The organism is Acinetobacter sp. Ag2, assembly GCF_001005515.1.
In the GTDB taxonomy this organism is placed as follows: domain Bacteria; phylum Pseudomonadota; class Gammaproteobacteria; order Pseudomonadales; family Moraxellaceae; genus Acinetobacter; species Acinetobacter bereziniae.
Window position 1 is genome coordinate 18,762 of record NZ_LBNA01000031.1, and the last position, 26,696, is coordinate 45,457.

The following is a 26,696-nucleotide window of genomic DNA, read 5'->3' on the forward strand; positions in this document are numbered from 1 at the left end:
GAATGAAAAAAACCAAGATTTTACTGCTGCTGTCTTTAACGTTACTTGGAACATCTTGTTCAAAATTTCAAGGTGAGGATGAAAAAAATAACATGATTAATTTCAAAGATACAAAAAATATTTGTTTGGGTCGTATTGAATTTACCGTCCCGAAAGAAACTGATGTTAAATTCGGTACATTTTCATTTGATGGAAGTGATTTTGAAATTGTCGAAGATGTAACAACCCTTGATCAGTATGATCAATTTATCAAAGATAACATTGAAAACTTAAAGAAACAACAGCATGAAACTGAAGGAAGCTTGCTTAAGTTTGAAAAAATGGGCAGTTTAAAGCTTAATCAAAGATCAATTAGCCATATTATTGTTTATAGACCTACTGAGTACACTGATGTTTTATTTAATATAGATGCGTATATTTATTTAAATCGAAAATTAATTAAAATCAAAAGTCAGGCGGGAAATAAGAAGTTAGATGATGGCTTGATAAGTGCTGAAAACATCATTAAAAACTTTAAATTAAAACCATCCAAAGGTCCAAATCAGGCAGGCTTATGCTGGAAAGATTACTTTATTGCAGATGATATGACTGAAAATCGCTTCTTTTTAAGCGAAGCTTTTTTATTTTTTCCTTCTTATCCAGAAGTGATGATGAATATTGAAAACAGGGCAAGAGATGAGTCTGACACACCAATTATACAAATGATTCAGAAAAATAGGGAACAAATACCAGAAGAACTTAAAAGAGTATTTAAAGTCAGTGATATTCGATCTGGATCCAGAGAAATTAATGGACTAAAAGGTGAAGAAGTTCTTACTCATTATCAGCCAAGTTTAAGCTTTGGTCGAGGCTTTGAATCTGGTGTATGGCAATATTTAGGAACTTTAGATAATCCTAAAGATTCTTATATTTATGTCGGATTAAAAGGAGTGAGGGACTCTATCGATAAAGAAAACTCATCAATAAGCCAGAAACAAATCCTTCAACTGAATGATTTTGTTTTAAATAACATAAAAATTTCGCCATTTAATCAAGGAAAATCAGATGATTGAAAAAAACAATAACATTCTGGCGACTTCAGCAACCAGTCCAAGTAGCAATAAAACAGGAACATTGGTAGAAATTCCCAAGCCAGATACCATTCCTATTATCTTTATTCCAGGAATTATGGGGTCAAATTTAAGAAATAAAAAAAGCAAAGAGCCTGTTTGGCGTATAGGTAATTATGCTGGTGCAGCGAAAACAGTCTATAACCAATCTCAAAAGCTTCCAGCCCAATTGCAAAGAGAATTGGATGCAGAAGAAACCGAAGTGGATCCAACAGGTGATTTATATATCGACCCAAGAGCAAAAGTCACCACTGAAGAAGCGAAAAAGAGACTATGGGGAACAGTACATTGGGAAAGTTATGGACCTACCTTGATGTTTTTTGAAGGGGCGCTTGCCAATATACGTTTTGAGGCAACTGAAAAAAATTGGCTGGAAAGTCGACGTGCTTACCAACTAGTGACTCAAGATGATAAATACACGCCTGATTGGTTGAGTTTATTAGGTGCAAATGAGAAACAGACATGGCACCCGCAAACTAGCTTTGAAAGTATAGATAAGACTGATATTGAAAAGCTCAAAAAATTTAATTTTCCTGTTTATGCACTGGGCTACAATTGGCTTCAGTCCAATGCACTGTCAGCAGATGACCTTGTAAAGACAATGAAAAGTATAAAAGCCAAATATGGTAAGAATTTTCATAAATTTATTGTCATCACCCATTCGATGGGCGGTTTAGTAGGGCGAAGCTTATCCACAAAAATGGGGGAAGATATTGCAGGGATTATCCATGGGGTGATGCCTAGTGTGGGTGCACCTGCTGTTTATCGTCGCTTGGTTGCAGGTTCGATTGAAGGAAGTGGCGTAAAAGATGTCTTAGCAGGATTGGTTTTAGGGAAAAATACAGAACATGTAACTGCTGTTTTATCGAACTCTCAAGGTGGCTTAGAGCTTTTACCCAGTAAAGACTATCGTATTATCAAAAAAGACAAAACAACAACGCCATTTTGGTTGAGTTTACGGGGTACCGATGAAAAAGGCACCATCCATGTTGTCAATTTGCCCAAAGCCGATCCTTATAAAGAAATCTATAAAGCCCACAATGTCTGGTGGGAAATGGTCAAAGATGAACTGATTAATCCACTTGATAGAAAATATCCTAGGAAAACAGCGAGAGAGAATTTTGAATTCTTAATTGATGGAGTACAAAAATTTCATAAATCTATTGCAACACATTACCATCCCCATACCTATGTGCATTTTGGTGCTGACCCCAAAAACTTGACTTACGGTACACTACACTGGAGTCTAGATCGACCTTTAACAGGTTTAAACCAAAGCCAACTACAAACCTTACCACGTGTGAATGGTCAGGAAATTGAAAATAAAAATAACCAAGTGCTTGCACAGATGAAGCAGATCAAAGACAAAAAGGAAAGGAAAGAGTACTTAGATAAAAATTTTATTCCAAACAATGGGTTTAGATATATTCGCTTAGCCAGTGGAAAATATGGAAAATTTACGATTTCCAATAAGAATTTATATGGGGATGGAACGGTTCCATTTTTTTCAGGTGTTGCTCCAATATCACCAACTAAACACAATGGGATCAAACAAGTATTTCAAATGGAAGGCTTTGATCATCAAGGTAGTTATGGTGACCTCCATGTGAGAAGAAGTGTCTTATATTCAATTGTTAAGATTATTAAAGACAACAATATTCAACCTAGAAATCGATGAATATTCTTATAGGTCTGAATCACGATAAAGAAAGATTAAATATCTTTATATGCATTTTGAAATGATCATCACAGAACTTGATGAAAGTTGAAGCAATAAAAAACAGGTTGAAGATAGCTTCAACCTGTTTAATCAAGGTATTAAAGCGTTTTAAACGTTAAAACGGAAGTGCAATACATCACCATCTTGAACGATGTATGTTTTACCTTCTAAACGCCATTTACCTGCTTCTTTTGCACCATTTTCACCATTGAATTGAATGAAGTCATCATAAGCAATACATTCTGCACGGATGAAGCCTTTTTCAAAGTCAGTGTGAATTACACCAGCCGCTTGAGGAGCAGTTGCACCCACTTTTACAGTCCAAGCACGAACTTCTTGTACACCAGCGGTGAAGTAAGTTTGTAAGCCCAATAAGCTATAACCTGCACGGATCACCACGTTAAGACCTGGTTCTTCCATGCCTAAGGCTTCAAGAAATTCTGCACGATCTTCATCATCTAAAAGTGAAATTTCAGCTTCGATTTGGTTGCAAAGTGGAACAACAATTGCATTTTCTTCAGCAGCTAACTTTTTCACAGCTTCAAGATGTGGATTGTTTTCAAACCCATCTTCTGCAACGTTTGCAATATACATGGTTGGTTTTAAAGTCATTAAACCAAAACCACGAACAAGCTTACGCTCATCATCATCTAAATCAGCAGCACGTGCAGGTTTACCTTCATCAAGCAATGGTAAGATTTTGTCGAGCACCGCTTTAGTTGCAACAGCTTCTTTGTCGCCACCTTTTGCTGATTTTGCTAAACGAGTAACTGCTTTAGTGACGGTTTCCAAGTCAGCAAGAGCAAGTTCAGTATTGATCGTTGCAATATCATCTAATGGATCAATTTTACCATTTACATGGATGACGTTTTCATCTTCAAAACAACGAACAACGTGTGCAATCGCATCAGTTTCACGGATGTTTGCAAGAAATTGGTTACCTAAACCTTCACCTTTAGACGCACCTGCAACCAAGCCTGCAATATCAACGAATTCCATTGTTGTTGGAATGACACGTTGCGGTTTTACAATCGCAGTCAATTTGTCTAAACGTGGATCTGGTACTGGAACAATACCTGTATTCGGTTCAATCGTACAAAATGGGAAGTTTTCCGCAGCAATAGCAGCTTTAGTCAATGCATTGAAAAGAGTAGATTTACCCACGTTCGGCAAGCCGACAATACCGCAATTAAAACCCATGAAAAGACTCACAAAGTGTTATATAAAAATTGCCAGTGATTTTACATGAAAGCCATGACAAAGTCAGGTCTACGCGCTATAAGTTTTTAAACAGATCATGTCTATTTATAGCTGTGGTTGTTTTTTAATTATAAATCGAGTTTTTATTGAGCAAAACAATCAGCTTATCAACGTATAGATGCAATGAATTTATGTTCAATCGAATCAGAGGTACAGTTGTACCTCTACACGCCATATACAACCAGCATAGTTTCAAAAATGATCAATCATTCTTTAAATCTTCCGTTTATCCAATTGATTTGCCAGACTGTCACCAAATGCCTGAACAAGCATGACCAACGCAACTAAAACCACGATCACAGCAAACATCATTTGCATATCAAAACGCTGATAACCATAGCGGTATGCAATATCACCCAATCCACCTGCACCAATTGCACCAGCAATCGCTGACGAGTTAATCATGGTGACAATCGTAACCGTAAAACCTGCTACGATTCCTGGTAATGCTTCAGGTAAAAGCACATGCCAAACGATCTGTTTACGGTTACAGCCCATCGCTTGTGCTGCTTCAATTAAGCCTTGATCAACCTCACGTAAACTTACTTCAGCGATACGAGCAAAAAATGGAGTTGCCGCTAACGTCAATGGAACAACAGCAGCCCATACCCCATAACTTGTTCCAACAATCCAACGGGTTAAAGGAATAAGTGCAACCATCAAAATAAGAAAGGGAACAGAGCGGGTAATATTGATCACTGTGCCTAAAGCATGATTGATCTTTTTAGAGGGGTAAATCCCTTGCTCCGATGTATTTACCAACACAACTGCGAGAGGTAATCCAATTAAAAAGGCAATAAAAGCAGAAACACCCACCATTAGTAGGGTGTCAATTGTCCCTGTGATCAATAAATCAATGAGTTGGTCTTGCATAGCCCAGTACCTCTATTTGTGCAATATGAAGTTTTAGTTTTTCTTGCAATGCGGCAAGGTCTAGATCGATTTGCGCAGTACCTACAATCAATGTACCAATCAAGTGATTTTGGATACTGTCGATATGGCTTTGATATAAATGAACAGATGCTTCAAATGCTTGAAAAACCTGTACTAGATCTGGAGAGTTTTTAGGATCTGTTTCGTAGCGTAGTTTTAAAATACTATGTGTTGAATCAGATTGAGGTTCATCAACAAGACTAAAAGGTAAATCAAGTTGCTCTAAGTTTAACAATTCTTGGGTAATTTTTTGCTCAGGTTTAGAGAACACAGACCAGACTTGACCTGATTCAACGATTTCTCCATGTTCAATCACCACCACTTGATCGCAAATTTCACGAATCACTTGCATTTCATGGGTAATTAAAACAATGGTGATACCTAATTCACGGTTGATTTTTTTCAATAAAGACAAAACAACTGAAGTGCTTTCAGGATCAAGTGCGGATGTTGCTTCATCACAAAGTAAAATTTCAGGATGATGCACCAATGCACGGGCGATGCCAACACGTTGTTTTTGACCACCAGATAATTGTGAAGGGTAGTTATAGGCTTTATTGCTTAATCCAACCAGCGCTAAAACTTCGTTGACGCGTGTTTCGATTTCGGCTTTATCGACTTGGGCGATTTTCAAGGGCAATGCCACATTGTCCCAAACAGTCTTCGCGGACATTAAATTAAAATGTTGAAAGATCATGCCAATTCTTTGACGTGTTTGAATCAATTCTGCATGGCTCAATTCAGCCAAATTCTGTTGATGGATATGGATGCTTCCTTCAGAAATACTTTCCAGACCATTCAATGTTCGAAGTAAAGAAGACTTACCTGCACCACTTTTGCCGATGATGCCGAAAATTTTGCCTTGAGGAATATCTAGATTGATATTTTTCAGTGCATGAATTTTTTGGTCTTGCCCTGCATAAAACTTATTTAAATCACGGATTTTGATATGAGGGACTGAAAAGTCAACCTGTGAACCGAAACTCACCATTTTTATGCTCCTTATTTCCAGCCTGCAAACCACATATCTTTGCCGAAATCTTTATCTAAAATATCTCGAACTTGCTGTGAGTTTTGGAAAGCTTGAATAAATTTCTCTAACTTTTGGTTTTTATCTTGATAGTCACGACGTGTGACAAAAAGGATGGCGTATTTTTTATCAATCGGATCTAAAAACAGTGCGCTATGTGGGTCTGCTTTTTTTGCCATATTGAGGTAATGAGGAAAACCAAAGATGAGGTCCGCATCATCGTATGCTAACGCCGTTTGAGGACCTTCAACTTCTATAAACTTCAATTGCTTAGGGTTTGAAACAATATCCTGTAAAGTTGAAAGTTCGTTATTGATATCTTTGATCTGAATCAGCCCAGCACGATGGAGCAGAATTAAGGCACGTGCAGAATTTACGGGATCACTAGGAATCACTACACGCGCATGCTGTGGCAACGCATCTAAAGACTTGTACTGTTTCGAGTACAGACCAACATGACTCCCGCTTCCAGTGCCGAAAGCATGTAAGTCATAGTTGGTTTGTTTAATGGCATTTTTTAAAAAGACGCTTTGCTGAAAAAAGTTAGCATCAATGTCACGGTTTTGAACCGCAACATTGGGCGCTTGCCAATCTGAGAATTCAACCAGTTTGACATGAATGCCATCTTTCTCGACCTCATTGGCAACTGTTTGGAGTAGTTCTGCATAGGGAGGACTGATACCAATGGTTAAAACATTTTCTTTTTGCTGATTTTGTACATATCGATAGCCAAATAGTCCGAATATAATGACCACAACAGCAAGACCAATCCATAGATTTTTATGACTAAGTTTGGAAATTTGAGACATAAACGTTTCCTTATTTCCAACCTGCGAACCATAAGTTTTCACCAATATCATCGTTTAAAGCTTGTTTGACTTTGTCAGAAGTTTGATAAATCTTAATGAATTCTTTGAGTTTTTTTGCCTTGTCAGGATGTTGTTGTTCATAGTCATCTTTGACCACAAACAAAATCGCATAACGAGTATTGGTATTATCATCAAGTAATAATGCTTTATTGGGATCGATGGTTTTTGCCAAACGTAAATAGAGCGGATAACTAAATACCAAATCTGCATCATCTACCGCACGCGCAGTCTGCGGTCCTTCAACTTCAATAAATTTAAAATTCTTTGGATTCGCCGTAATGTCTTGTAAGTTGGATAAATGATTATTTGGATCTTTTAAGCTAATCAGCTTGGCTTGCTGTAAAAGTAATAGGGCACGACCTTGGTTTACAGGGTCATTGGGGATAACCACACGTGCATTGTTAGGTACTGCTGCCAAGGAATCATATTTTTTAGAATATAAACCAACATGCGTTGCCACACCTGTTGCAATCGGCTTGAGTTTGAAGCCTGTTTCTTTTAACGCATTGCTTAGAAATGGCTGATGCTGGAAGTAGTTTGCATCTATATCACCATGATTCAAGGTAATATTGGGTGTATTCCAGTCAGAGAATTCAACCAGCTTAATGCGAATACCTTGTTTCTTTGCTTCTTCTGCTGCAACGAGCAAGGGCTTAGCGAATGGTGGACTAATACCGATCGTGATTTCTGCTGAACCTGTTTTTTTATGTTGGTTCCAATAAAAAAGTCCTGCAATCACCGCAATAACAATCACGCCGAGTAAAATAAATTTATTCTTGGTCGTGTTTCTTGGAGATGGATTGCCATTGGTTGGCAAGTTTGTTTGTGTCATGTGACACCCCTTAAAGTCAATAATTTAAATCAATGATGTTTAGACAGTTTGTGGATGTAGGTTGTCTATTTCGATGCTGTTGTTATGTTTTGAGTTTTGACATCGAAAAGCAGAAGCAGGATGTTGTTGATTTAAATAATCACCCTGTTTAAAGATTTTGTTGCGTAAAGTGCCATTCTCATATTGCGTTTTAAACCGACCACGTTGTTGCAGTTGTGGAATGACCCATTTGATAAAGTCTTGATGGGATTCTGGTGCTACAGTACGGGTGAGATTAAAACCATCAATTCCTGTTTCATCTAATAGTTGAATCAGTTTTTCTGCAATGGTTTCGCCACTTCCGACAATCAATGGATAACGTCCACCCAATTGGTGTTGTGCTTTAAGATCATTTGGTGTGATCTTATTTTCTTTAAACTTATTGTTGACTGAAGCAATACTGTTGGTTTGACGATAAGGAATGGCTTCATCATCTGCATATTGTGAAAGGTCAATGCCGACTGAGCTGGAGTAATGTGCTAGACCTGCTTCGGGGCTTGCATAACTGGCATATTCAGCTAACTTTTGTTGTGCCAGTTGATCTGTCTCCGCAGTGACAACAGTAATGCCGACAAAGATTTTAATGTCTTGCGGATCACGCCCTTGTTGTATTGCCAGTTCACGAATTTTATCCACTTGCTGTTTGATCTTTGCAGGTTGATCACCACCAATAAATACACATTCAGCATGTCGAGTCGAGAACGCTAGACCACGTGGAGAAGCACCCGCTTGGAACAGGACAGGAGTACGTTGTGGAGAAGGTGAAACTTGAAATACACCCTGACTTTGATAAAAGCGACCATGATGATTGATCTGATGTACTTTTTTGGGATCGGTAAAAATACGCTTTTGCCTGTCTTTCTGTATGGCATCATTTTCCCAAGAGCCTTCCCAAAACTTATAGCACAGCTCTAAAAACTCTTCAGCTTGTTCATAACGTAAGTCATGATCTTTTAGACCTTTTTGCCCAATTAAACGCTCAGCACTGTCTAAATAACCGGTCACAATATTCCAGCCAATACGACCTTGTGTGAGATGATCTAAACTCGCGAAACGCCGTGCAAATTGGTAAGGCGTTTCATAACTTAAATTCACGGTGACGCCAAAACCTAGATTTTGAGTCACTGCTGCCATTGCAGAAATCAGGGTAGAGGGATCATGACTTGGCAATTGAATAGATTCTTTTAAGGTTAAATCTATTCCATTCTGATACACATCATAGACCCCCGTAATATCAGCAATAAATAAGCCATCAAATAAACCTTGTTCTAATGTTTTGGCTAGGTCTGTCCAGTAATTCAGCTCATTAAAACGATGTGATTCATCACGAGGATGCGTCCACAAACCATGATTAATATGACCAACACTGTTCATATCGAAGGCATTCAGTAAGATTTTCTTTTTATTGGCTGCTTTTTGAAATGTATTTGTCATTACAATGTCCCTCTGCGTGGTGGAAGGATGTTGTTGAGGACATAGTTTCCAATAAAGAAATATTTCCAACGTGATGCATCATGTAAAGTGTGTACGCGTGCATTGCGCCAGTATCGATCTAAACCATCTGCACGTTGGCTTCCACGACTTCCTGCAAGTTCAATTAATTTTGAGGATGCTTTTAAAGCGGTTTCAGTACTATGTGCTCGGACTTTTGCAACATCAATCGATGCTTTGGCAATGTTTTCTTCTGTGGGATGAGGCTTGGCTTGGTCAATTGATTGAGCAGCTTGTTTCAATAAAACTTCACTTGCACGTACATCAGCAGCTATACGTCCTAATTCGAAAATCGTTAGAGGATCTTGATCGGCACGTTCTACATTGGCATCAATCCACGCACGTGCTTTTTTTATACGCTCAATGGTTTCTTCAAATGCTGCACGAGCAATCCCAGTCTCTATCGCTGCATGCATGATTTGCGCAAATGGACCAACTAAGGTTGGTTCTGAGAAGGCAGTGTCAAAACGAATAACATTTTCAGATTCAACAAAAACTTGATTAAATTTGACCGTACCACTGCCCGTTGTTTTTTGCCCAAAACCAGACCAATCATTGATTCGTTGTAAACCTTGAGCATCTGCTGAAATAAAAGCCAGATATTCACGATCCTCAGCATCTCGTACCAATGTCGGGATACGATGTGCAAAAAGGCTACCAGTGCAATAAAATTTTTCACCATTGACCACATAGCCATGTTCAGTTTGACTGATTTGGGTATGTTTTTGTGCTGCCGTTTTGGTTTTAAATTCTGCCAAAGCATTACCAAAGCGAGCACCTTCAAGCACTTCCTGATAAAGCTTTTGTTGTTGTTGTGCTGTACCTGTATTGCGTAATACTTCTAAAGCATAAAAATGGTTTTGTGGAATTTGACCGATAGAGCCATCCACACCACTGAACAAAGCAATGACTTTGGCAACAGTATGGCTGGATACCTCAGCACCCCCATATTGTTTTGGTACAGTGATTGCCCACAATCCTGACTGACTGAAAGCCTCAATTTCTTCAAAAGGTAACAGACGTTCAGCGTCACGTAAAATCGCATCTTGCTTAAATTGTTGGCTTAGTTTTTCTGCAATCTCTAAGGCTTCTGCATCACTTTTAATGATATGTGCTTTGGCGAATGCGTGATTTGGATGATCTAATGTTTTACTGATATTTTGATAAGTGCTCATATATTTCCCCTGAATGAATGTTTTGAATTACCACTTAAATCCAAGCATGCCGTTGATCTTGTGTGCCATTTAAGTAGTAGTTGCCGATGGCATGTAATTTCCAACGAACAGGGTCATGTAAGGTATGTACACGAGCATTTCGCCAATGTTGATCAAGGTTATGAATAGATAAACTAGAACGGCTACCGCCCAATTCAAGAAGTTTTTCAGAAATCTGTAATGCAGCATCATTGGCATATACTTTTGCCTCAGCCACAATAATGGATGCTTTACTGGCTTGTTCTGGTGTGACGATGTCTTGGGCATCTAACTGATCTAAATATTCGGCAGCTTCGTCTAAGAGTAAAATGGCCGCATCCAGTAAAATATTGAGCTTGCCGACTTCTTGTAATGTATAAGCTTCAAAACTGGCTTTTTCGACATTTGCATCTACGATTGGACGAGCTTTATGGATTGCAGACAATGTATCGGCAAAAGCTGCTTCAGCAATTCCCACATCTATGGCGACTTGAATCAGTTGAGAGTAAGCACCACGATACTTTGAGGCATCCGCAAGTGGCTTTTCATCCATGATTAGTTCAGGGCTGACCACCACATTTTTTAAACGGACAGTACCACTTGCAGTGGTGCGTTGACCAAAACCATCCCAATCATTTGCTATTTCGACACCTTGAGCTTGGGCATTGATAATGGTGAGAACAGTATGTCCCAATGGATGGATTGCACGTATTGCGAGCCAATCTGCAAATGATGAACCTGTTGAATAAAATTTCTCGCCATTCAAAATATATTGACCATTTACCTGATCTAAGCGCGTTTCTATCGTTTTGGTATCTTTGCTGTTGCGTTCAGGACCACCGTTGGCAAGACGTTTACCTTTTAAAATCTCAGCATAAATAAATTGTTTTTGTGATTCACTGGCAATGTTTTCGATAGCATTTAACAAACCAAATTGGTTCTGGGGAATCTGACCAACACTGGCATCTGCCTTAGATAAAATGCGGAAAACATGTGCCAGCGTTTTATTGGAAACTTGAGCACCACCGTATTTTTTTGCAATACGGATACCACCTAATCCTTTGTGGCTTAATTCTTGGATGACATCAACAGGTAAAATTCGTTGTTGATCACGTATATTTCGTTCTACCAAAGCAAAATCAGCAACTTGGTAAGCTGCATTAATCGCCTGTTGATCATTTTGGATCACTGTGGCTGAGGTAGAAGAATTCAAACTAGACATATCGGCACCTTTCTATAGATACCAAAACGCTAAGCAATATTGTGAGAAAAATTAAACGAAGTATTCTGCTTAATTTATGAAAAATTATCTTAAATAGAAAAAAAGCATAGTATTTTAAAAAATAAGATAATATAAGTAATTGAAATATAACATTTAATTTGTAATTTATAAGATTGTTTTTTAATCTATTCCTGTGTCTTTATTCAAAAGCTGAATAAAGACTAAAGAAACAGATATAACCGTTGAATAAGCATTGGGTCATATGACGAGCGATTGATGTAAAAAGTACATTGTAATTCAAGCAATGAGTGTCTAAAGTACAGAGAATTGCTCAGGATTGAATCCTATTGTTTTAGGTTGGCTAAGCCTTTAATTAAAAAAAAAATTTGGAGATTACATGCGTACGTTGTACCAATTCCCACTCTCACATTACTGTGAAAAAGCACGTTGGTTGCTCGATCATAAAGAATTGGATTTTGTTGCGCAGAATTTAATACCAGGCGTACATCGTGCTTTTGCACAGTTAAAAACCGGACAAAATAAATTACCCATTTTAAAAGATGGTGAACAGTTTATTGCTGGCTCTACGCAAATCGCCTTGTATCTTGATGAAATGTACCCTGAACATCGCTTAATTCGTATTGACCCTAAATGGCGGGCTGAAACACTTGAAATTGATCAAATTGCCAATGAATTGGGTATACACGTGCGCCGTTGGGGATTGGCTCATGCATTGGCAGAAGGTGATGAGCCTTTAGAAATTATGATTGGCGAAAAAGGCTATTTACGTCAGTTTGAAAAGATTTCAAAACCTATACTCAAAACCTTGGTTTCTAAAAGTTATCAACTTGATCAAGAAAAGGTAGAAGAGTCTAAATATAATCTTGACTTGACCATAGCCAGTTTAAATAAAACTTTGATTGAAAATGGTTGTCGCTATTTTGTTGGCGATCGTTTTAGTTTGGCTGATATTTCAGTATGTGCCATGTTAGCGCCGTTATTAGAGCTCGACTCAACACCATGGGAAAAGGAGTATGCTGAGCATATTTCTCAGGAGTTTGTAGATTTTAGCCAATATTTACTTGAGTTACCGCTTGGTCAGTATGTGAAAAGAATTTATGCCACTGAACGCAATGCACGTGTAGATTGGCGTGGAATGTAATTTCAAATGAATAAAGCCTCCAATTTATTGAAAAATTCAGTATCATAGTCATGAATTGGAGATTTTTTAATGCAGAAATTCATAATTTTGGGTGCGCTAAGCACTGTTTTATTGATGGTCGGTTGTGCTGAAAAAAAACCTGCAACGCCTGAAGAAATTTGGAAAGGTTATTGCACCAGTATTGGTAATGCAGCACGTTCAATTACTTTAGATCGTCAAAATGGTATTACCAAGAAAGAAGCACTTGAATATGCCAATAAAGTGACTGATCCAACCACGAAAGGTTTTGTACTAGAGTATTTGGAAAAAGTTTATGCATTGCCTGATGCTGAATTAAAAGCAGATAAAGATGCAATCCAAGCAAAATTTAAAAATGAAGCGTATGAACAATGTGTCAATACACCACATGACCCGAAAAAAATGCCAGATTATAAACCGTTCTAAGGAACGGTTTTTTATCATTTAAATTACATCCTTTCTAATAATTATAGTCAATGAACACTGAGTTTAACCATGTCTAATAAACGATCTATATCAAAAATTTCTTTACTTTCATTTTTCTTGGCTTTTTCAGTCATGAGTCAAGCTGAAGAAAGCAAAACCGTGACAAAACAAGTTCAAGCAATCAAGCCTGATATTGCACAACTAAAAACGCAAGCAGACAAGGGGCAAGCCAAGGCGCAATACCAACTTTTTTTGTTTTATAAAAACCAAGATCCAGCCCTAGCACTACGCTATCTCAATCAAGCTGTTCAACAGGATTATCCTTTGGCTTTGAATGCGATGGGCTGGTTATATTACAAAGGTGATGGTGTAACTCAAGACAACCAAAAAGCAGTAGCGTTTTTAAATAAAGCTAAGGATAAAGGTGAAATATTTGCTTATGTCAATCTTGCTACATTATATGCGCGTGGTGATGCTGTTGCTAAAGATGAGAAGAAAGCTGCAGAATTATTGACTTATGCTGCTGACCATGGTGACACTACTGGTGCTTTTAATTTAGCTTCAGCCTATGCACAAGGTATAGGGGTACAACAAGATACAGATAAGGCAATCGTGTATTTAAAAAAATCTGCGGAAGGTGGATTAGCGATTGCCCAAAAAATGTACGGGGAAATGCTATATAAAGGAGATGTTGTTCCACAAAATATTAAAGCAGGTATTAATTTTCTGACACTTTCCGCAGAACAGGGAGATGTTAAAGCACAAGCTATTCTTGGTGGTTTATATGGCTCCGAGAATGAATATGTTGAACAAAACCCTGAATTGGCTTTTAAATGGACTGAGCGAGCTGCACAACGTAACGATGTGGACGCGTTGGGTAATCTTGGTTGGATGTATTATCAAGCTGTAGGTACTAAAAGAGACGTTCAAAAGGGTATCCAAATGTTGGATCAAGCAAGTGAACGTGGTAGCGTGCAGTCGGCGATTAATTTGGGACTGATTTATGCTAAAGGCGAATATGTCAAAAAAGATGCTAAAAAAGCCTTTGATTATTTTTCCAAAGCTGAACAAGCTGGAGATATGAGCGCGAATTTATTTTTGGGCGATGCTTACTATCGTGGTAAAGGTGTAAAAAGAGATGAAAACAAAGCATTAGAAGCGATGCTCAAAGCTCAAAAAGCGGGTTATATGCTGGATCTAGATACCATGAAAGAATATGACTTGTGTAAATTAGAATCACGGATGGTGAATGGTCAATATATGCATGCTTTTGAGTGTCCTATATCTTAATTTAGCCAGACTTTATATAGACCGTCTAATGACGGTCTTTTTTAGCTTGAGTTATCAGAAATATGGTTGTATTTCACACAGCTCGTCACAAAAAATGATTAGCATAAAAATTGAAAAGCATATATAAAATATAGAAATAGAAAACAAAAAAAGTCGAGGAGTGTGCCATGGAAGTTGTTGCATATTTGCATAATGCCGATTTGCTCTTAGAAGATGAACAAGGTGTGGCTGTGATTAGTGGAAGCCATTATGTACTGAGTTTAGGCGATCAAGTTTTTTTCCGAGACCTTATCGATGAACAAGCAAAATTATATCAAGTCAAAATTTCTTTTGCTTGTGCTGATCATGTCATGTTGCATGAGGATGAGGTTCAGATGAAATTCGAAGGCTGTCGAACAGAATTTCAAAAATATACAAACAGTACAACAGTCCACTAAGGTGGAATGTACTTAAGCTGCAAAAAAAGGCAACATCAGTTGCCTTTTTTATGTATGAAACAAGCTCAAGTGAATGTAAAAGACTTTTTGAAGTCAGTATTTTACAAAATTATTTTTTTATAATTTTTTGTGCCTGTTCTAAAAAATAGCGTTAAATGCAAAATCGATGCAAATACAGACTCAGCTGCGCAGAAAAGTGATGAGTATTTATTTATAAAATAATGGGCATCACGAATTAATACGCTCTTTGCATTAACTTTTGGCTTGATTTTTAGTAAAATTTGACAGTCCATATTGCCTGTGAAGCTTTTATAAGCAGGAATTCACAGGTAAATTTTTAAAAAGAGGAATAACACCGTGCTAGAAGCTTACCGCCAACACGTTGCAGAACGTGCCGCACTCGGAGTCCCACCGAAGCCACTTGACGATGCTCAAACTGCTGACTTGGTTGAATTATTAAAAAATCCACCAGCAGGCGAAGAAGCATTTTTAGTAGATTTGCTTGAAAACCGTGTTCCAGCAGGTGTTGACCAAGCAGCCTATGTAAAAGCAGCATTCTTAACTGCTGTGGCTAAAGGTGAAACGACTTCTCCATTAGTTTCTAGAGAACGCGCGGTTTACTTACTAGGTACTATGCTTGGTGGTTACAACGTAGCTCCTTTGGTTGAATTGCTTGATGATGCAGCACTTGCTGAATTAGCTGCAGAAGCATTGAAGAAAACACTTCTTGTATTTGATGCATTCCATGATGTTGCTGATAAAGCGAAAGCGGGTAATGTAAATGCGAAAGCAGTGATGCAATCTTGGGCTGATGCTGAGTGGTTCACTAGCCGTAAAGATGTTCCTGAAGAAATCAAACTGACTGTTTTTAAAGTTACTGGCGAAACAAATACTGATGATTTGTCTCCAGCGCAAGATGCTTGGAGCCGTCCAGATATTCCATTACATGCCAATGCAATGTTGAAAAACGTTCGTGATGGTATTAACCCAGAAGTTCCGGGTGAAGTTGGTCCACTCAACCAAATTAAAGAACTTATTGCGAAAGGCAATCAAGTTGCTTATGTTGGTGATGTTGTCGGTACAGGTTCTTCTCGTAAGTCTGCTACAAACTCTGTGCTTTGGTTCTTTGGTGATGACATTGCTCACATTCCGAACAAAAAAGACGGTGGTTACTGCTTAGGTTCTAAAATCGCACCAATTTTCTTCAACACTATGGAAGATGCTGGTGCATTACCTGTAGAGATTGATGTTGCTAACATGAACATGGGCGATGAAATCGTTCTTAAGATTGATCATGCTGCTGCAAAAGTTACTGCGTTCAAAGCGGGTGAGCAAATTGCTGAATCTGAGTTGAAAACGCCAGTTCTTCTAGACGAAGTACGTGCTGGTGGTCGTATCAACTTGATCGTGGGTCGTGGTTTGACTGCGAAAGCACGTGAAGCTCTCGGTCTTGCTCCTTCAACTTTATTCCGTACTCCAGTTCAACCTGAGAATACAGGTAAAGGCTTTACTCAAGCTCAAAAAATGGTTGGTCGCGCTTGTGGTCTTCCTGAAGGTCAAGGTGTTCGCCCAGGTACTTACTGTGAACCTAAGATGACTACTGTTGGTTCTCAAGATACAACAGGTCCGATGACACGTGACGAATTGAAAGACTTGGCTTGCCTAGGTTTCTCTGCTGACCTCGTCATGCAATCTTTCTGTCACACTGCGGCATATCCAAAACCAGTTGACGTTCAAATGCAACACACGCTTCCTGATTTCATCATGAACCGTGGTGGTGTTTCTTTACGCCCAGGTGACGGTATTATTCACTCTTGGTTAAACCGTATGCTTCTTCCAGATACTGTTGGTACTGGTGGTGACTCACATACTCGTTTCCCAATCGGTATTTCTTTCCCTGCAGGTTCTGGTCTAGTCGCTTTCGCTGCTGCAACGGGTGTTATGCCACTTGATATGCCTGAATCAGTGCTTGTTAAGTTCAAAGGTAAAATGCAACCTGGTATCACGCTACGTGACCTTGTACATGCGATTCCTTACTATGCAATCCAAGCTGGTGACTTAACTGTAGAGAAAAAAGGTAAGAAAAACATTTTCTCTGGTCGTATCTTAGAAATCGACTTAACAGAAATGGAAACTGACTTAACTGTAGAACAAGCATTCGAACTTTCTGATGCTTCTGCTGAACGTTCTGCTGCTGGTTGTTCAATCACGCTTTCTGAAGCGAAAGTTGCTGAATACTTGAACTCTAACATCACGATGTTGAAGTGGATGATTTCTCAAGGTTATGGCGATGCACGTACTATGGCGCGCCGTGTTGAGAACATGGAAAAATGGTTAGCGAATCCATCACTTCTTAAAGCTGATGCCGATGCTGAATATACGAAAGTGTATGAAATTGATCTTGCTGACATTAAAGAACCTGTTCTTTGCTGCCCGAACGATCCAGATGACGCTAAACTTCTTTCTGACGTTCAAGGCGTTAAGATTGACGAAGTATTCGTTGGTTCGTGTATGACTAACATTGGTCACTTCCGTGCTGCTGGTAAATTACTTGATAAAGTACCTGGTGGTTCATTGTCTACTCGTTTATGGTTGGCTCCACCAACACGTATGGACGAGCATCAATTGATGGAAGAAGGTTTCTATAACATCTATGGTAAAGCTGGCGCGCGTACTGAAATGCCTGGCTGTTCATTATGTATGGGTAACCAAGCACGTGTAGCTCCGAACACGACTTGTGTATCGACTTCTACACGTAACTTCCCGAACCGTTTAGGTCAAGGTGCAAATGTTTACTTAGCTTCTGCTGAGCTTGCATCTGTTGCTGCGGTATTGGGTAAATTACCTTCTCCAGAAGAGTATCAACAATATGCTGCTCAAATCGACAGCATGTCTGCTGACATCTATCAATACTTGAACTTCGATAAGATGGGCGAGTATACAGATGCTGCTAAAGACATTGATACTAAGAAAATTGCTGCTGCTCAATTAAGCTAATCTATTGAAAAATAAATTAAATTGAGTTAAAACTAAGGGCTGATTAATCAGCCCTTAGTTTATATAAGCGCTTATAGATATGATTGACTTAAATAGAATGAGAAGAACAGTTTAGACAATGAGATTAAAAAAATTGCATAAATCTTGTATAAAAAGGTGAAAAATGGCTCTAGTTCACGATTTTGTTGTTTCAAATAAAGAAATATATACATATCAAGATTATATGAATGTAATAAATAAAGTACCTTATGATGTTTCAATTCATGATGATCTTATTCTGTATTTTTATGATTTTTTACAATGGATACCTGCTTATAATCCATCGATGGAAATAAGACATATGGGATTAAATCTTTATGGTGTAACTATTATTGACATTGATGGGGCTCAACAAGCATATGATTTATTTGTACATATCGTGGATATTCTTAAACTCTCAACAGAAACTTTAAAACTAAATGGTGGTTATTCTTATCAACTTGCAGATGATGAAGATCCGTTTAGTGAAAGTAAGGAATGTCGAATTGTCAGAAATAGTTTAAAACAAGAAAAATTAACCTATCAACGAGATGATATTATCGATCAATTTAAAAAAATAGCTGAATGTTTTAAAAAAGTCATTGATTCAAATGGACAATTATATGTTTTACATTTTGGGGTATAAAATTTTTTTAAAATATTAAGTGTAAAATGTACCTTATTATAATTAATCTATAACTATTTGAGATATCAAATATTCTATTTCAAATATGAAATAATCAGTTTCATCGATTCGAATGAAAATCGTTAACTATACTTTTTTATAATATTCATCATCATCTTTTTAAAATTCAAAATAACAATAATCGGATTAATATTCAGTGGGTTAAAATCCGTATTGATAGAGTCAAAAAATGCTAATAGCATAGGGTAGATCTGTTGATCATCTATAAATAAGGTTGTATTTTGATTAAAATATTGAGAATAATAATCAATCTTAATATCTGCATATTCTGGATTTTCAAATTGAGTTAATACAAATTGCTTATTCGTATCACTGATACTATTTGAACAAATGGTAAATAATAATGCTGTACAAAAATAATCAAGCTCTTCTTTATTCACTACTTTTATACTTAAATCAATTAAATAATTTTCAAGTGCTGTTTGAATGATAATAATAACATCGGCTAAATCTGTAGAAATATTTTTAACAATATTTGAATGCTTCATCATTTTTCTAAATTTTAGTGAATGAGTGGGTATTGTATTGCAAAACTCTTGTTTTGTAAAACAATACTTTTGATGCACAATATATTGCATTGCAATACGCTTAGGATACTTTGTTAAGCTAATATCAAGGAATGGATATAGGTCATGCAATACGTTATTTGCGAAAACGGAAGGGCTGGACTCAACAGCAATTAGCCGATTTTTCCAATACTTCAAAAAGTAACATTTCCAATCTTGAGAATGGTAATCAAGGGTACAGTCCTGCAATACTCCAGTACCTTGCGGAAGCTTTTAATTGTTCTGTCGCACAGCTATTCTTATTGGCTGAGAGTTTAGATGAGCAAGAGAATGTCTCAGAAAATTGGGATAAGATGCCTATCGATGCTTTATTTATACAATTACCCAAAGATATTCAAGATAACTTAAAACAACTGATATATAGTTTGATTCAAAATAAATCATCGTAATCTATTTTTATAAGTAAATTATTACATTCAAATTTTTATTATTCTAAAATTATAATGATCTGTTTTAAATCAATTTGATTCAGTGAAAATAAATAAAGTTTTTGCTCATCTTTTATAAATTAATCAATTGGGTAAAGCTTAATTTTCTTTAATAACCATTTGCTTAATCAGAAAGTTTTTTGAGTAGGCATTAAAAAGCCCCTTATTCAGGGGCTCCTCGTATAGCTCACGCTATACTCATATAAGGCTCATCTCATACTATATATATTAAAGCACAAAATCAGTCATTCAGCCATAAAAAAAGATGAGCCTAAGCTCATCTTTTAAATCAACGCAAATTAATGTGCATTTGCAACAGCAGGAGTTGCTGTGGTCGCATCATTAGCAGCTTTACGTGTAGGTGTATAATTTAAACCCAAAGTAGCGCTGGTATAAGTACGTACTTGATCCAGTAGAGCAGGGTTGCTGTTTAAATCCTGTTGATAAGATTTTACAATCTCATGCAACTTAGGATTCCATTTACCTTTTACTTGCTCAGGGAAAGCTTTTTCCATCAAACTCAACATAATATATGGTGAAGTTGATGCACCTGGAGAAGCACCAAGTAACGCAGTGATTGAACCATCTTTAGAGCTAAAGATTTCAGTACCAAACTGAAGGGTAGCTGGTTTGCCCGGTGCTTTTTTGATGATTTGAACACGTTGACCTGCTTGGCTTAGGTTCCAATCTTCAATTTTTGCATCAGGATAATACTTTTTCAATTCATTGAACTGATCTTGCTTAGACATCGCAACTTGACTCACCAAGTACTTCACTAAGTCTAGATTTTCAACACCAATGGTTGCCATTGGAATGACATTGTTTTTGTTGGTCGCATCAATCAAATCAAACTGAGAACCATTTTTAAGGAACTTGTTTGAATATGTGGCAAATGGACCAAACAACACATATTTTTTACCATCAACATAACGAGTATCAATGTGTGGAACAGACATTGGCGGTGCACCTAACTCAGGCTTACCATATACTTTTGCAGTATGTTGTGCTGTAACAGCAGGATTATCTGTCATTAAGAAGATACCACCGATCGGGAAGCCAGCATATTGCTTGGTTTCTTCAAGACCTGTCATCTGCAATAATCTGATTGCAGCACCACCCGCACCAATAAATACATGGCGAGTTTTAACGTGGCTTGCTTGATTAGTTTTTAAGTTCTTAAACGATACAGTCCAAGTCTTATCTTCATTTTGACTGATGCCAGTTACTTCAGTTGATGTTTCAAGCTTGAAGTTTGGTTGCTTCTTCAAATGATCAACTAATTGTGTGGTGATTGAACCATAGTTGACATCTGAACCCACATCCATACGTGTCGCTGCAACTTTTTGATTTGCATCACGACCTTGCATGACTAAAGGCGCCCATTGTTTGATTTCATCAGGATTCTCAGTATATTTTAATCCTTCAAACATTGGACTTTGACGCATTGCATCGTAGCGCTTCTTCATGTAGTTCACGCTATCGCCCCAAACAAAGGCAATATGAGGAACAGGATTAATGAAGCTAGATGGTTGACCCAAGACACCATTTTTGACTTGATATGACCAGAATTGCTTACTTACTTCAAATTGTGATGCAGTATCAATGGCTTTTTTAATGTCAACTTTACCGTCTTTTTCAGGGGTATAGTTCATTTCCATAAAGCCTGAGTGTCCAGTACCTGCATTATTAAATCCTGCAGAACTTTCTTGACCCACTTGATCCAATCTTTCATACATTTGGACTGTCCAATCAGGTTCAACTTCATTGAGGTATGTCCCCAATGTCGCACTCATAATACCGCCACCGACAAGTACCACATCAACAACAGGTTCATCAGCTGCTGTAGTCACTTTTTTAGAGCTAATTGGTCTGAATAAAAAGATCAGTCCAATAACAAATACAACTCCGATGACAATCAGTAGGTATTTAAAAAATCTCTTCATATATTTCCTGTTTCATCAAGTTTTAATAATATTGTAATGTAGAAAAGTTACATAAATGTTAGTTTGTGTAATGTTTTTTTGCGTAAACGATTTAAATATATGAAATAATTTGTTTTTAAATTTGTAAAGATGTGAGTAAAAAATAAACAGATTAAATTTTGAATAGTAAATTTGTGTGATATTTATACGAAAAATCCTTAGACTAAAGTATTATTTTTTGTAGGTGTTAGTGTTTTTATTCATTAAAATAGTGTGAAAAATAAGCGAACAAAGAAGAGTTTTTGATCGCTGGTTTTTTAAAACTCTTCTTTAAAATTTCGCTATTCAATCAGCATCAGGTCTGCTTTATTTTCTAATTTTAATGGACGTAAAGCAAAAATAGATCGAGTATGACGAATGCCTTTCATTGAGTATAAGTTTTTACGTAAAAAACGTTCGTAATGTTCGGCATTCTTGACCGCGACTTTAACCAAATAATCATAATCTCCTGTCACCAAATGTGCTTCAACCACTTCTGGCATTTGACTGAGCGCATCACTAAATTGTTCTAAAATTTCATCATCATGACGTTCTAAGGTGATTTCGATAAAAAAGAGTTCGTTAATCCCAATTGCCTTGGCATTGATTGTCGCAGTATAACCTTCAATCACATTTAAAGACTCAAGACGTTTAACGCGTGTCCAACATGGAGAAGAGGAAAGTCCAACAAGTTCGGACAGTTGAGCGATAGTTAAACGCCCATCTTGACGAAGTGCCGATAAAATTTTGCGATCAATTCGGTCTAAGGTGTATTGGCTATCATTCATAAGCTTTACCACAGAAAATATTTTCGAAAAAATAAAGATATTTGAAAATTCATTCCGAAAACATTAAAGATTTATATAAAATACGGAAAACATTCTATTCAACATAGCGCTAAAATAAACTTATTAAATCAAAGACATTTGGGAGACTGGCTTTGATTTGGCGGATAGTATCTTTAGAGGAAGGGTGCCTTTAACGATACTGTCCGCTGCTTATTTGTCAGCTTAAAAAAGACTTTATAGACTTCTCAAAGATTATATATTTATGTCGCTATATTGAATCTAGTGCGTCAATTTCTGTGATTATATAATAAAAATTTATGAAATAATGAAAATATATTTATGTCTTTAATAAAGCTTTCTTGCTGAGTTCAAGCTGTAAATTTGTAAAGCTCAGGGCATGATGATGTGCAATTCAGCCAATCCGTATTAAAATGAGTCATCTTTAAAATAAAGAACAATTGATGCGCTTCACAGCTTGGTACACCCTCAGAAAATTTGTTTATGACAATCTACACAATGAAGATTATGAAACATGGTTTAGTCGTGCGATCAATTTTTCGCTCATTTTTCTGATTATTGGAAATGTGATTGCTGTACTTTTAGAGTCCATTAACGATGTGTATAAAGCGTACCAACTTTATTTTGATACTTTTGAAGATATATCCATAGTGGTTTTTACGGTTGAATATGTTTTACGTTTTTGGAGTATTGCCGAAAAAGAACCTTTTGAATCTGAATGGAAAGCTCGCTGGAATTACGTAACAAGTGGGGCCGCAATTATTGATTTGCTGGCAATCTTGCCTGCATATATCAATTTCTTTGTACATATCGACTTGAGATTCCTGCGGATTTTACGTTTATTGCGTTTGTTAAAACTCACTCGTTATTTTATTTCACTACAAATTCTGTTGCGTGTAATTGAACGTGAAAAAGGCTCTTTTCAAGCCGTCATTTTTATTTTAGTGATCATGATCGTGATGGCGGCAGCAGGCATCTATGTTGTGGAAGGACGAGCACAGCCAGAAGTATTTAGTTCTATTCCTGCCTCAATGTGGTGGGCAGTCGTAACATTAACAACAGTGGGTTATGGTGATGTCACACCTATTACGCCACTGGGACGTTTTTTGGGCGCAATGATCACGATTCTTGGCGTTGGTTTAGCGGCTTTACCAGCAGGTATTTTGGCAAATGGTTTAGCCAATGAACTTGAGTTAAGAAAACAGCAATTAGAATTAAAATTCAGAGATTTATTGCAAAGTTGTGAGATTGATATTATCCATGATGAAGAAAAAATAGACAATATTCGCCGAGAAGTTGGTCTATCTATTGATCAAACCCGTGACATTGTTTTACAACTCATTCGTGAAAGAAAAGAAGAAGAGGCGGAAAGAGAAAAGAATAAATACTGTTTTTGCCCACATTGCGGACATAAGTTACCTGAGTAATGTTGAGTCAAGCTGTTGTAAAATATGATTTATATCGGTAAAATTTTTATACTTGATTCTTATTAATTTTACCAATGATTAAAAAAATTTTATTAGCTGCACTTGCTGTGGTCCATTTTAATAGTTCTGTTTATGCAGATGTAACTGAACAAGATTATAAAAAACTTGGAAAAATGACCATTATCCGTGGTGATAGTTATAGTGAAGCATTGGCTATTAAAGAAGAAATAATGTTGTTGCTTGCGAAAAAAGACTTTAAAGCGCTTGATCGTCTTATTTCCAAAGAATTAAAGTCGGAAGCAATTTTTTTAAATGGTAAGAATAGACATACCATATATTTAGAGAAACTTGCTGAAATAACAGAAAGATATAGAACACGGGATGAGTCAGTTTGGGAACAACAACAGCAACTTGCTGATGAATGGTTAAAGGCAACGCCTAAATCACCTTTACCATATCTGTTTCAAGCCTATCTATTGGGTGCGAAATCATGGGTCTATAGAGGTGGAAATTATATCCATGAAGTCTCTCAAGATGACCTTGAAATTTTTATAAAATTACAAATGCAACGAATCTCTTTTTTACAAGAACATAAAGAGATTGCCTCCAAATATCCTTTTTATTATGTTGCTTTATTAAAATCATACCAAAATTTTGATGCAGCCAAAGAGGCTTATGCAACATATAAAGAAGGTATTGCAAAATTTCCTTCATATCGTCCTATTTATAATACCTATATCGCGATTAATGATCAGAAATGGCTCGGTGGCTATCCTGGAATGATTAATGAGGTGATCGGTGACATCCAGCGTTTAAATTCTGGTCCAAATCAGGATATGTATTATTATCTGATCGTTTTTACGGCTATTGATCGAGGAAACCCATTTAATCTAGAGCGTAACAGCATTGACTGGGATCGAGTTGAACGTGGTTCAATACTTGCCTTAGAACGTTATCCTTCATTTAGCCGAATCACTCAGGTTGCTGAGCTAATGTGCTCTTTTAAGGGCAATCGAGCGCGTATAAACCGCTTATACAGTGCATTTGGAATTGAACAAATACCTGAATCCTTAAAGAATACAATGGTGAACAGCTGTCCTGAGTAATAGGATTCAAGCTTATTCATTGACGATATGACGCTTCAACCTCTGGAGCTGTAGAAGTAAAATCAAATAATGGTATGTGGGAAACATAAAATAGTTTGATAGACACTTAAAAATCTCACATTGCACTATTTCAACCAGAAAGATAAAGGGATCAACAGAACGAGATACAATGCAAATTTTTGATTCAAAGATTGTTTTTAACTTGTTTTATTGAATTGATAAGTGTCGGCTTTGATGGACTTTTTTATAAAATGATGAGAGACAGTTCATATTGCAGTGGATTGCGGCGATATCTATCGTTGTGCTTATAGTATGAATGTTTGTAAAACTGCACTTTGGGAAAAAGGCAATTCATAGTATTTGAATATCGCTTATTTTTGTTTAACATATTTTACTCTTACATAGAGATGCGTTTGTACGAGTGGAAATAAGAAAATTTATATATATTTCGATTTTAAAACTGATGTTATTGAGCAATGTTGTATATTCAGCTGATCTTGAAATCAATGTGACAGAGATACAACAGAAAGCGGCATTGAACCAAAAACAAGCACTTTTTGATTTGGGATATTTAACGCAGACTGGTCAAGGTGTTGAACAGGACCTACCAAAGGCAATAGAACTATATAAAAAGGCTTCAGCCTTGGGTCATCGTTCGGCGAACCATAATTTAGGTTTAATTTATTTTTATGGAAAAGGTGTCAAACAAGATTATCTTGAATCCGCAAAATGGTTCAAAATTGCTGCCGAAAGAGATGTTACTGACGCTCAAAGAAATCTACTCAAGTTGTATTATCGTCATCTTATTCCGCGCGATGAAAAATATATCGAGCAGTTACTCAAGCAACTTGCCAATAAGGGAAATGATGAAGATATTTATGCATTAGCGCAATATTACTATTTCGAACGAGAAGATATTGCTTCTGCAGAACCTTATTATTTAATACTCGCAGAAAAAGGAAATACAAAGGTTTTCAATCGGCTGGGTTCTATTTACTTCAAAGGTGATGGTGATAAGCGCAATTATGCAGAAGCTTATAAATGGTTCAAAAAAAGTGCAGAGAATGGTGATAGAGATGGACAATATTTAACTGGCATGATGCTTATGGGGAATTTCGGAATTTCCGAAGATAAACAGACAGCAATTTACTGGCTTAAAGCGGCAGCAAAGCAAGGTCAAACTAAAGCCTCAGAATATCTCGATTTAATGTACAAGCAATAGCTCAATGCTTTGGATGATAAAGGCATCCTCATGCTCAATCATTTTGTTTATTATTCTTTGAATATTTAAAACTTATTTCATCTTAAAAGAAATTTGACGGTTTATCCTGAATGATCCGGCACAGATTGAGTATTTATTGGTGCTTTTGATTAAAAAGTATTCAGGTAATATTAAGGAAATCACATTATTTTAAATTATACGTTGATATAACGGATGATTGCCCATCAAACGCTGACACAGCTCAAATTGAGTATTTCATCATGAATTTAGTGAGCACAGTAATATACTTTAAATATGAATCATCATAAGATGTGTTTCAAAGTTTTAATGCATCTTCATTGTATTTCGTTCATATTTTTCAGTTAATCAAAAATGAAAAATATGATTGATGAAGTATTGCGATCACTGTGTATTTCTTCTTGTATTGT

At 36.8% G+C, this 26,696-nt stretch carries 23 protein-coding genes; 12 read left to right on the forward strand and 11 right to left on the reverse strand.

The annotated features are described in order from the left end of the window. The first annotated feature begins 2 nt into the window (after positions 1-2). The gene (locus tag AAV97_RS03415; protein ID WP_046759817.1) at positions 3-1,052 is read left to right on the forward strand and encodes a T6SS immunity protein Tli4 family protein; all 1,050 of its coding nucleotides are present in this window, start codon (positions 3-5) and stop codon (positions 1,050-1,052) included. Then, positions 1,045-2,787, forward strand: coding sequence for an esterase/lipase family protein (locus AAV97_RS03420; RefSeq protein WP_046759818.1), 1,743 nt, complete (start codon positions 1,045-1,047; stop codon positions 2,785-2,787). Before AAV97_RS03415 ends, AAV97_RS03420 begins: the two co-directional genes overlap by 8 nt. 150 nt (positions 2,788-2,937) lie before the next feature. Here the strand turns inward: AAV97_RS03420 and ychF are convergent, their stop codons facing one another. From ychF to AAV97_RS03460, 8 genes are all read right to left on the reverse strand, one after another. After that, on the reverse strand, positions 2,938-4,029 hold the full coding sequence (ychF, locus tag AAV97_RS03425) for a redox-regulated ATPase YchF (RefSeq protein WP_004831052.1): 1,092 nt from the start codon (positions 4,027-4,029) through the stop codon (positions 2,938-2,940). 273 nt (positions 4,030-4,302) lie between these two features. After that, positions 4,303-4,962, reverse strand: coding sequence for a methionine ABC transporter permease (locus tag AAV97_RS03430; RefSeq protein WP_004831051.1), 660 nt, complete (start codon positions 4,960-4,962; stop codon positions 4,303-4,305). Next, entirely contained in the window at positions 4,943-6,013 is a 1,071-nt protein-coding gene (locus AAV97_RS03435; RefSeq protein ID WP_046759819.1) for a methionine ABC transporter ATP-binding protein, read from the reverse strand. Before AAV97_RS03435 ends, AAV97_RS03430 begins: the two co-directional genes overlap by 20 nt. Positions 6,014-6,024: 11 nt before the next feature. Next, a complete protein-coding gene (locus tag AAV97_RS03440; protein ID WP_009586578.1) occupies positions 6,025-6,861 on the reverse strand; it encodes a MetQ/NlpA family ABC transporter substrate-binding protein in 837 nt (278 codons plus the stop codon). A gap of 10 nt (positions 6,862-6,871) precedes the next feature. Further along, positions 6,872-7,753 carry a MetQ/NlpA family ABC transporter substrate-binding protein gene (locus AAV97_RS03445; RefSeq protein WP_046759820.1) on the reverse strand — a complete coding sequence of 294 codons (882 nt, stop codon included), beginning with the start codon at positions 7,751-7,753 and terminating at the stop codon, positions 6,872-6,874. 39 nt (positions 7,754-7,792) lie between these two features. After that, positions 7,793-9,226 (reverse strand): LLM class flavin-dependent oxidoreductase, encoded by a 1,434-nt coding sequence (locus AAV97_RS03450; RefSeq protein ID WP_046759821.1) that lies wholly within the window; start codon positions 9,224-9,226, stop codon positions 7,793-7,795. Continuing rightward, a complete protein-coding gene (locus AAV97_RS03455) occupies positions 9,226-10,458 on the reverse strand; it encodes an SfnB family sulfur acquisition oxidoreductase (protein WP_046759822.1) in 1,233 nt (410 codons plus the stop codon). Before AAV97_RS03455 ends, AAV97_RS03450 begins: the two co-directional genes overlap by 1 nt. A 34-nt stretch (positions 10,459-10,492) precedes the next feature. Beyond that, on the reverse strand, positions 10,493-11,698 hold the full coding sequence (locus AAV97_RS03460; RefSeq protein ID WP_046759823.1) for an SfnB family sulfur acquisition oxidoreductase: 1,206 nt from the start codon (positions 11,696-11,698) through the stop codon (positions 10,493-10,495). Between the two features lie 397 nt (positions 11,699-12,095). Between AAV97_RS03460 and AAV97_RS03465 the strand changes: the two genes are divergently transcribed. From AAV97_RS03465 to AAV97_RS03490, 6 genes are all read left to right on the forward strand, one after another. Continuing rightward, complete coding sequence (locus tag AAV97_RS03465; protein WP_004831044.1) at positions 12,096-12,860, forward strand: glutathione S-transferase family protein; 765 nt, start codon at positions 12,096-12,098, stop codon at positions 12,858-12,860. A 69-nt stretch (positions 12,861-12,929) separates the two neighbouring features. Next, on the forward strand, positions 12,930-13,304 hold the full coding sequence (locus AAV97_RS03470) for a hypothetical protein (RefSeq protein WP_004831043.1): 375 nt from the start codon (positions 12,930-12,932) through the stop codon (positions 13,302-13,304). A 69-nt stretch (positions 13,305-13,373) separates the two neighbouring features. After that, positions 13,374-14,594: an SEL1-like repeat protein gene (locus AAV97_RS03475; RefSeq protein WP_046759824.1), complete on the forward strand. Its 1,221-nt coding sequence runs from the start codon at positions 13,374-13,376 to the stop codon at positions 14,592-14,594. A 167-nt stretch (positions 14,595-14,761) separates the two neighbouring features. Continuing rightward, on the forward strand, positions 14,762-15,031 hold the full coding sequence (locus tag AAV97_RS03480) for a hypothetical protein (RefSeq protein WP_046759825.1): 270 nt from the start codon (positions 14,762-14,764) through the stop codon (positions 15,029-15,031). Positions 15,032-15,388: 357 nt separating this feature from the next. Next, on the forward strand, positions 15,389-18,028 hold the full coding sequence (locus AAV97_RS03485) for a bifunctional aconitate hydratase 2/2-methylisocitrate dehydratase (RefSeq protein ID WP_046759826.1): 2,640 nt from the start codon (positions 15,389-15,391) through the stop codon (positions 18,026-18,028). 163 nt (positions 18,029-18,191) lie between these two features. Further along, positions 18,192-18,692: a hypothetical protein gene (locus AAV97_RS03490; RefSeq protein ID WP_004831038.1), complete on the forward strand. Its 501-nt coding sequence runs from the start codon at positions 18,192-18,194 to the stop codon at positions 18,690-18,692. 122 nt (positions 18,693-18,814) lie between these two features. On the opposite strand, the gene AAV97_RS03495 is transcribed toward AAV97_RS03490, so the two are convergent. Then, positions 18,815-19,330 carry a hypothetical protein gene (locus tag AAV97_RS03495; protein ID WP_227561582.1) on the reverse strand — a complete coding sequence of 172 codons (516 nt, stop codon included), beginning with the start codon at positions 19,328-19,330 and terminating at the stop codon, positions 18,815-18,817. A 41-nt stretch (positions 19,331-19,371) separates the two neighbouring features. Between AAV97_RS03495 and AAV97_RS03500 the strand changes: the two genes are divergently transcribed. Continuing rightward, complete coding sequence (locus AAV97_RS03500) at positions 19,372-19,707, forward strand: helix-turn-helix domain-containing protein (protein ID WP_004831035.1); 336 nt, start codon at positions 19,372-19,374, stop codon at positions 19,705-19,707. 338 nt (positions 19,708-20,045) lie between these two features. Here the strand turns inward: AAV97_RS03500 and mqo are convergent, their stop codons facing one another. Then, the gene (mqo, locus tag AAV97_RS03505) at positions 20,046-21,689 is read right to left on the reverse strand and encodes a malate dehydrogenase (quinone) (protein WP_005029317.1); all 1,644 of its coding nucleotides are present in this window, start codon (positions 21,687-21,689) and stop codon (positions 20,046-20,048) included. A 320-nt stretch (positions 21,690-22,009) separates the two neighbouring features. Then, on the reverse strand, positions 22,010-22,495 hold the full coding sequence (locus AAV97_RS03510) for an Lrp/AsnC family transcriptional regulator (protein ID WP_004831033.1): 486 nt from the start codon (positions 22,493-22,495) through the stop codon (positions 22,010-22,012). A 461-nt stretch (positions 22,496-22,956) separates the two neighbouring features. Between AAV97_RS03510 and AAV97_RS03515 the strand changes: the two genes are divergently transcribed. The 3 genes from AAV97_RS03515 (at position 22,957) to AAV97_RS03525 (ending at position 26,268) form a co-directional block, all read left to right on the forward strand. After that, positions 22,957-23,940, forward strand: a complete 984-nt coding sequence (locus AAV97_RS03515) for an ion transporter (protein ID WP_004831032.1) — start codon at positions 22,957-22,959, stop codon at positions 23,938-23,940. A gap of 74 nt (positions 23,941-24,014) precedes the next feature. Beyond that, the gene (locus AAV97_RS03520) at positions 24,015-25,046 is read left to right on the forward strand and encodes a hypothetical protein (RefSeq protein WP_046759828.1); all 1,032 of its coding nucleotides are present in this window, start codon (positions 24,015-24,017) and stop codon (positions 25,044-25,046) included. A 535-nt stretch (positions 25,047-25,581) separates the two neighbouring features. Beyond that, positions 25,582-26,268, forward strand: a complete 687-nt coding sequence (locus AAV97_RS03525) for a tetratricopeptide repeat protein (RefSeq protein WP_227561080.1) — start codon at positions 25,582-25,584, stop codon at positions 26,266-26,268. Positions 26,269-26,696: the final 428 nt, after the last annotated feature.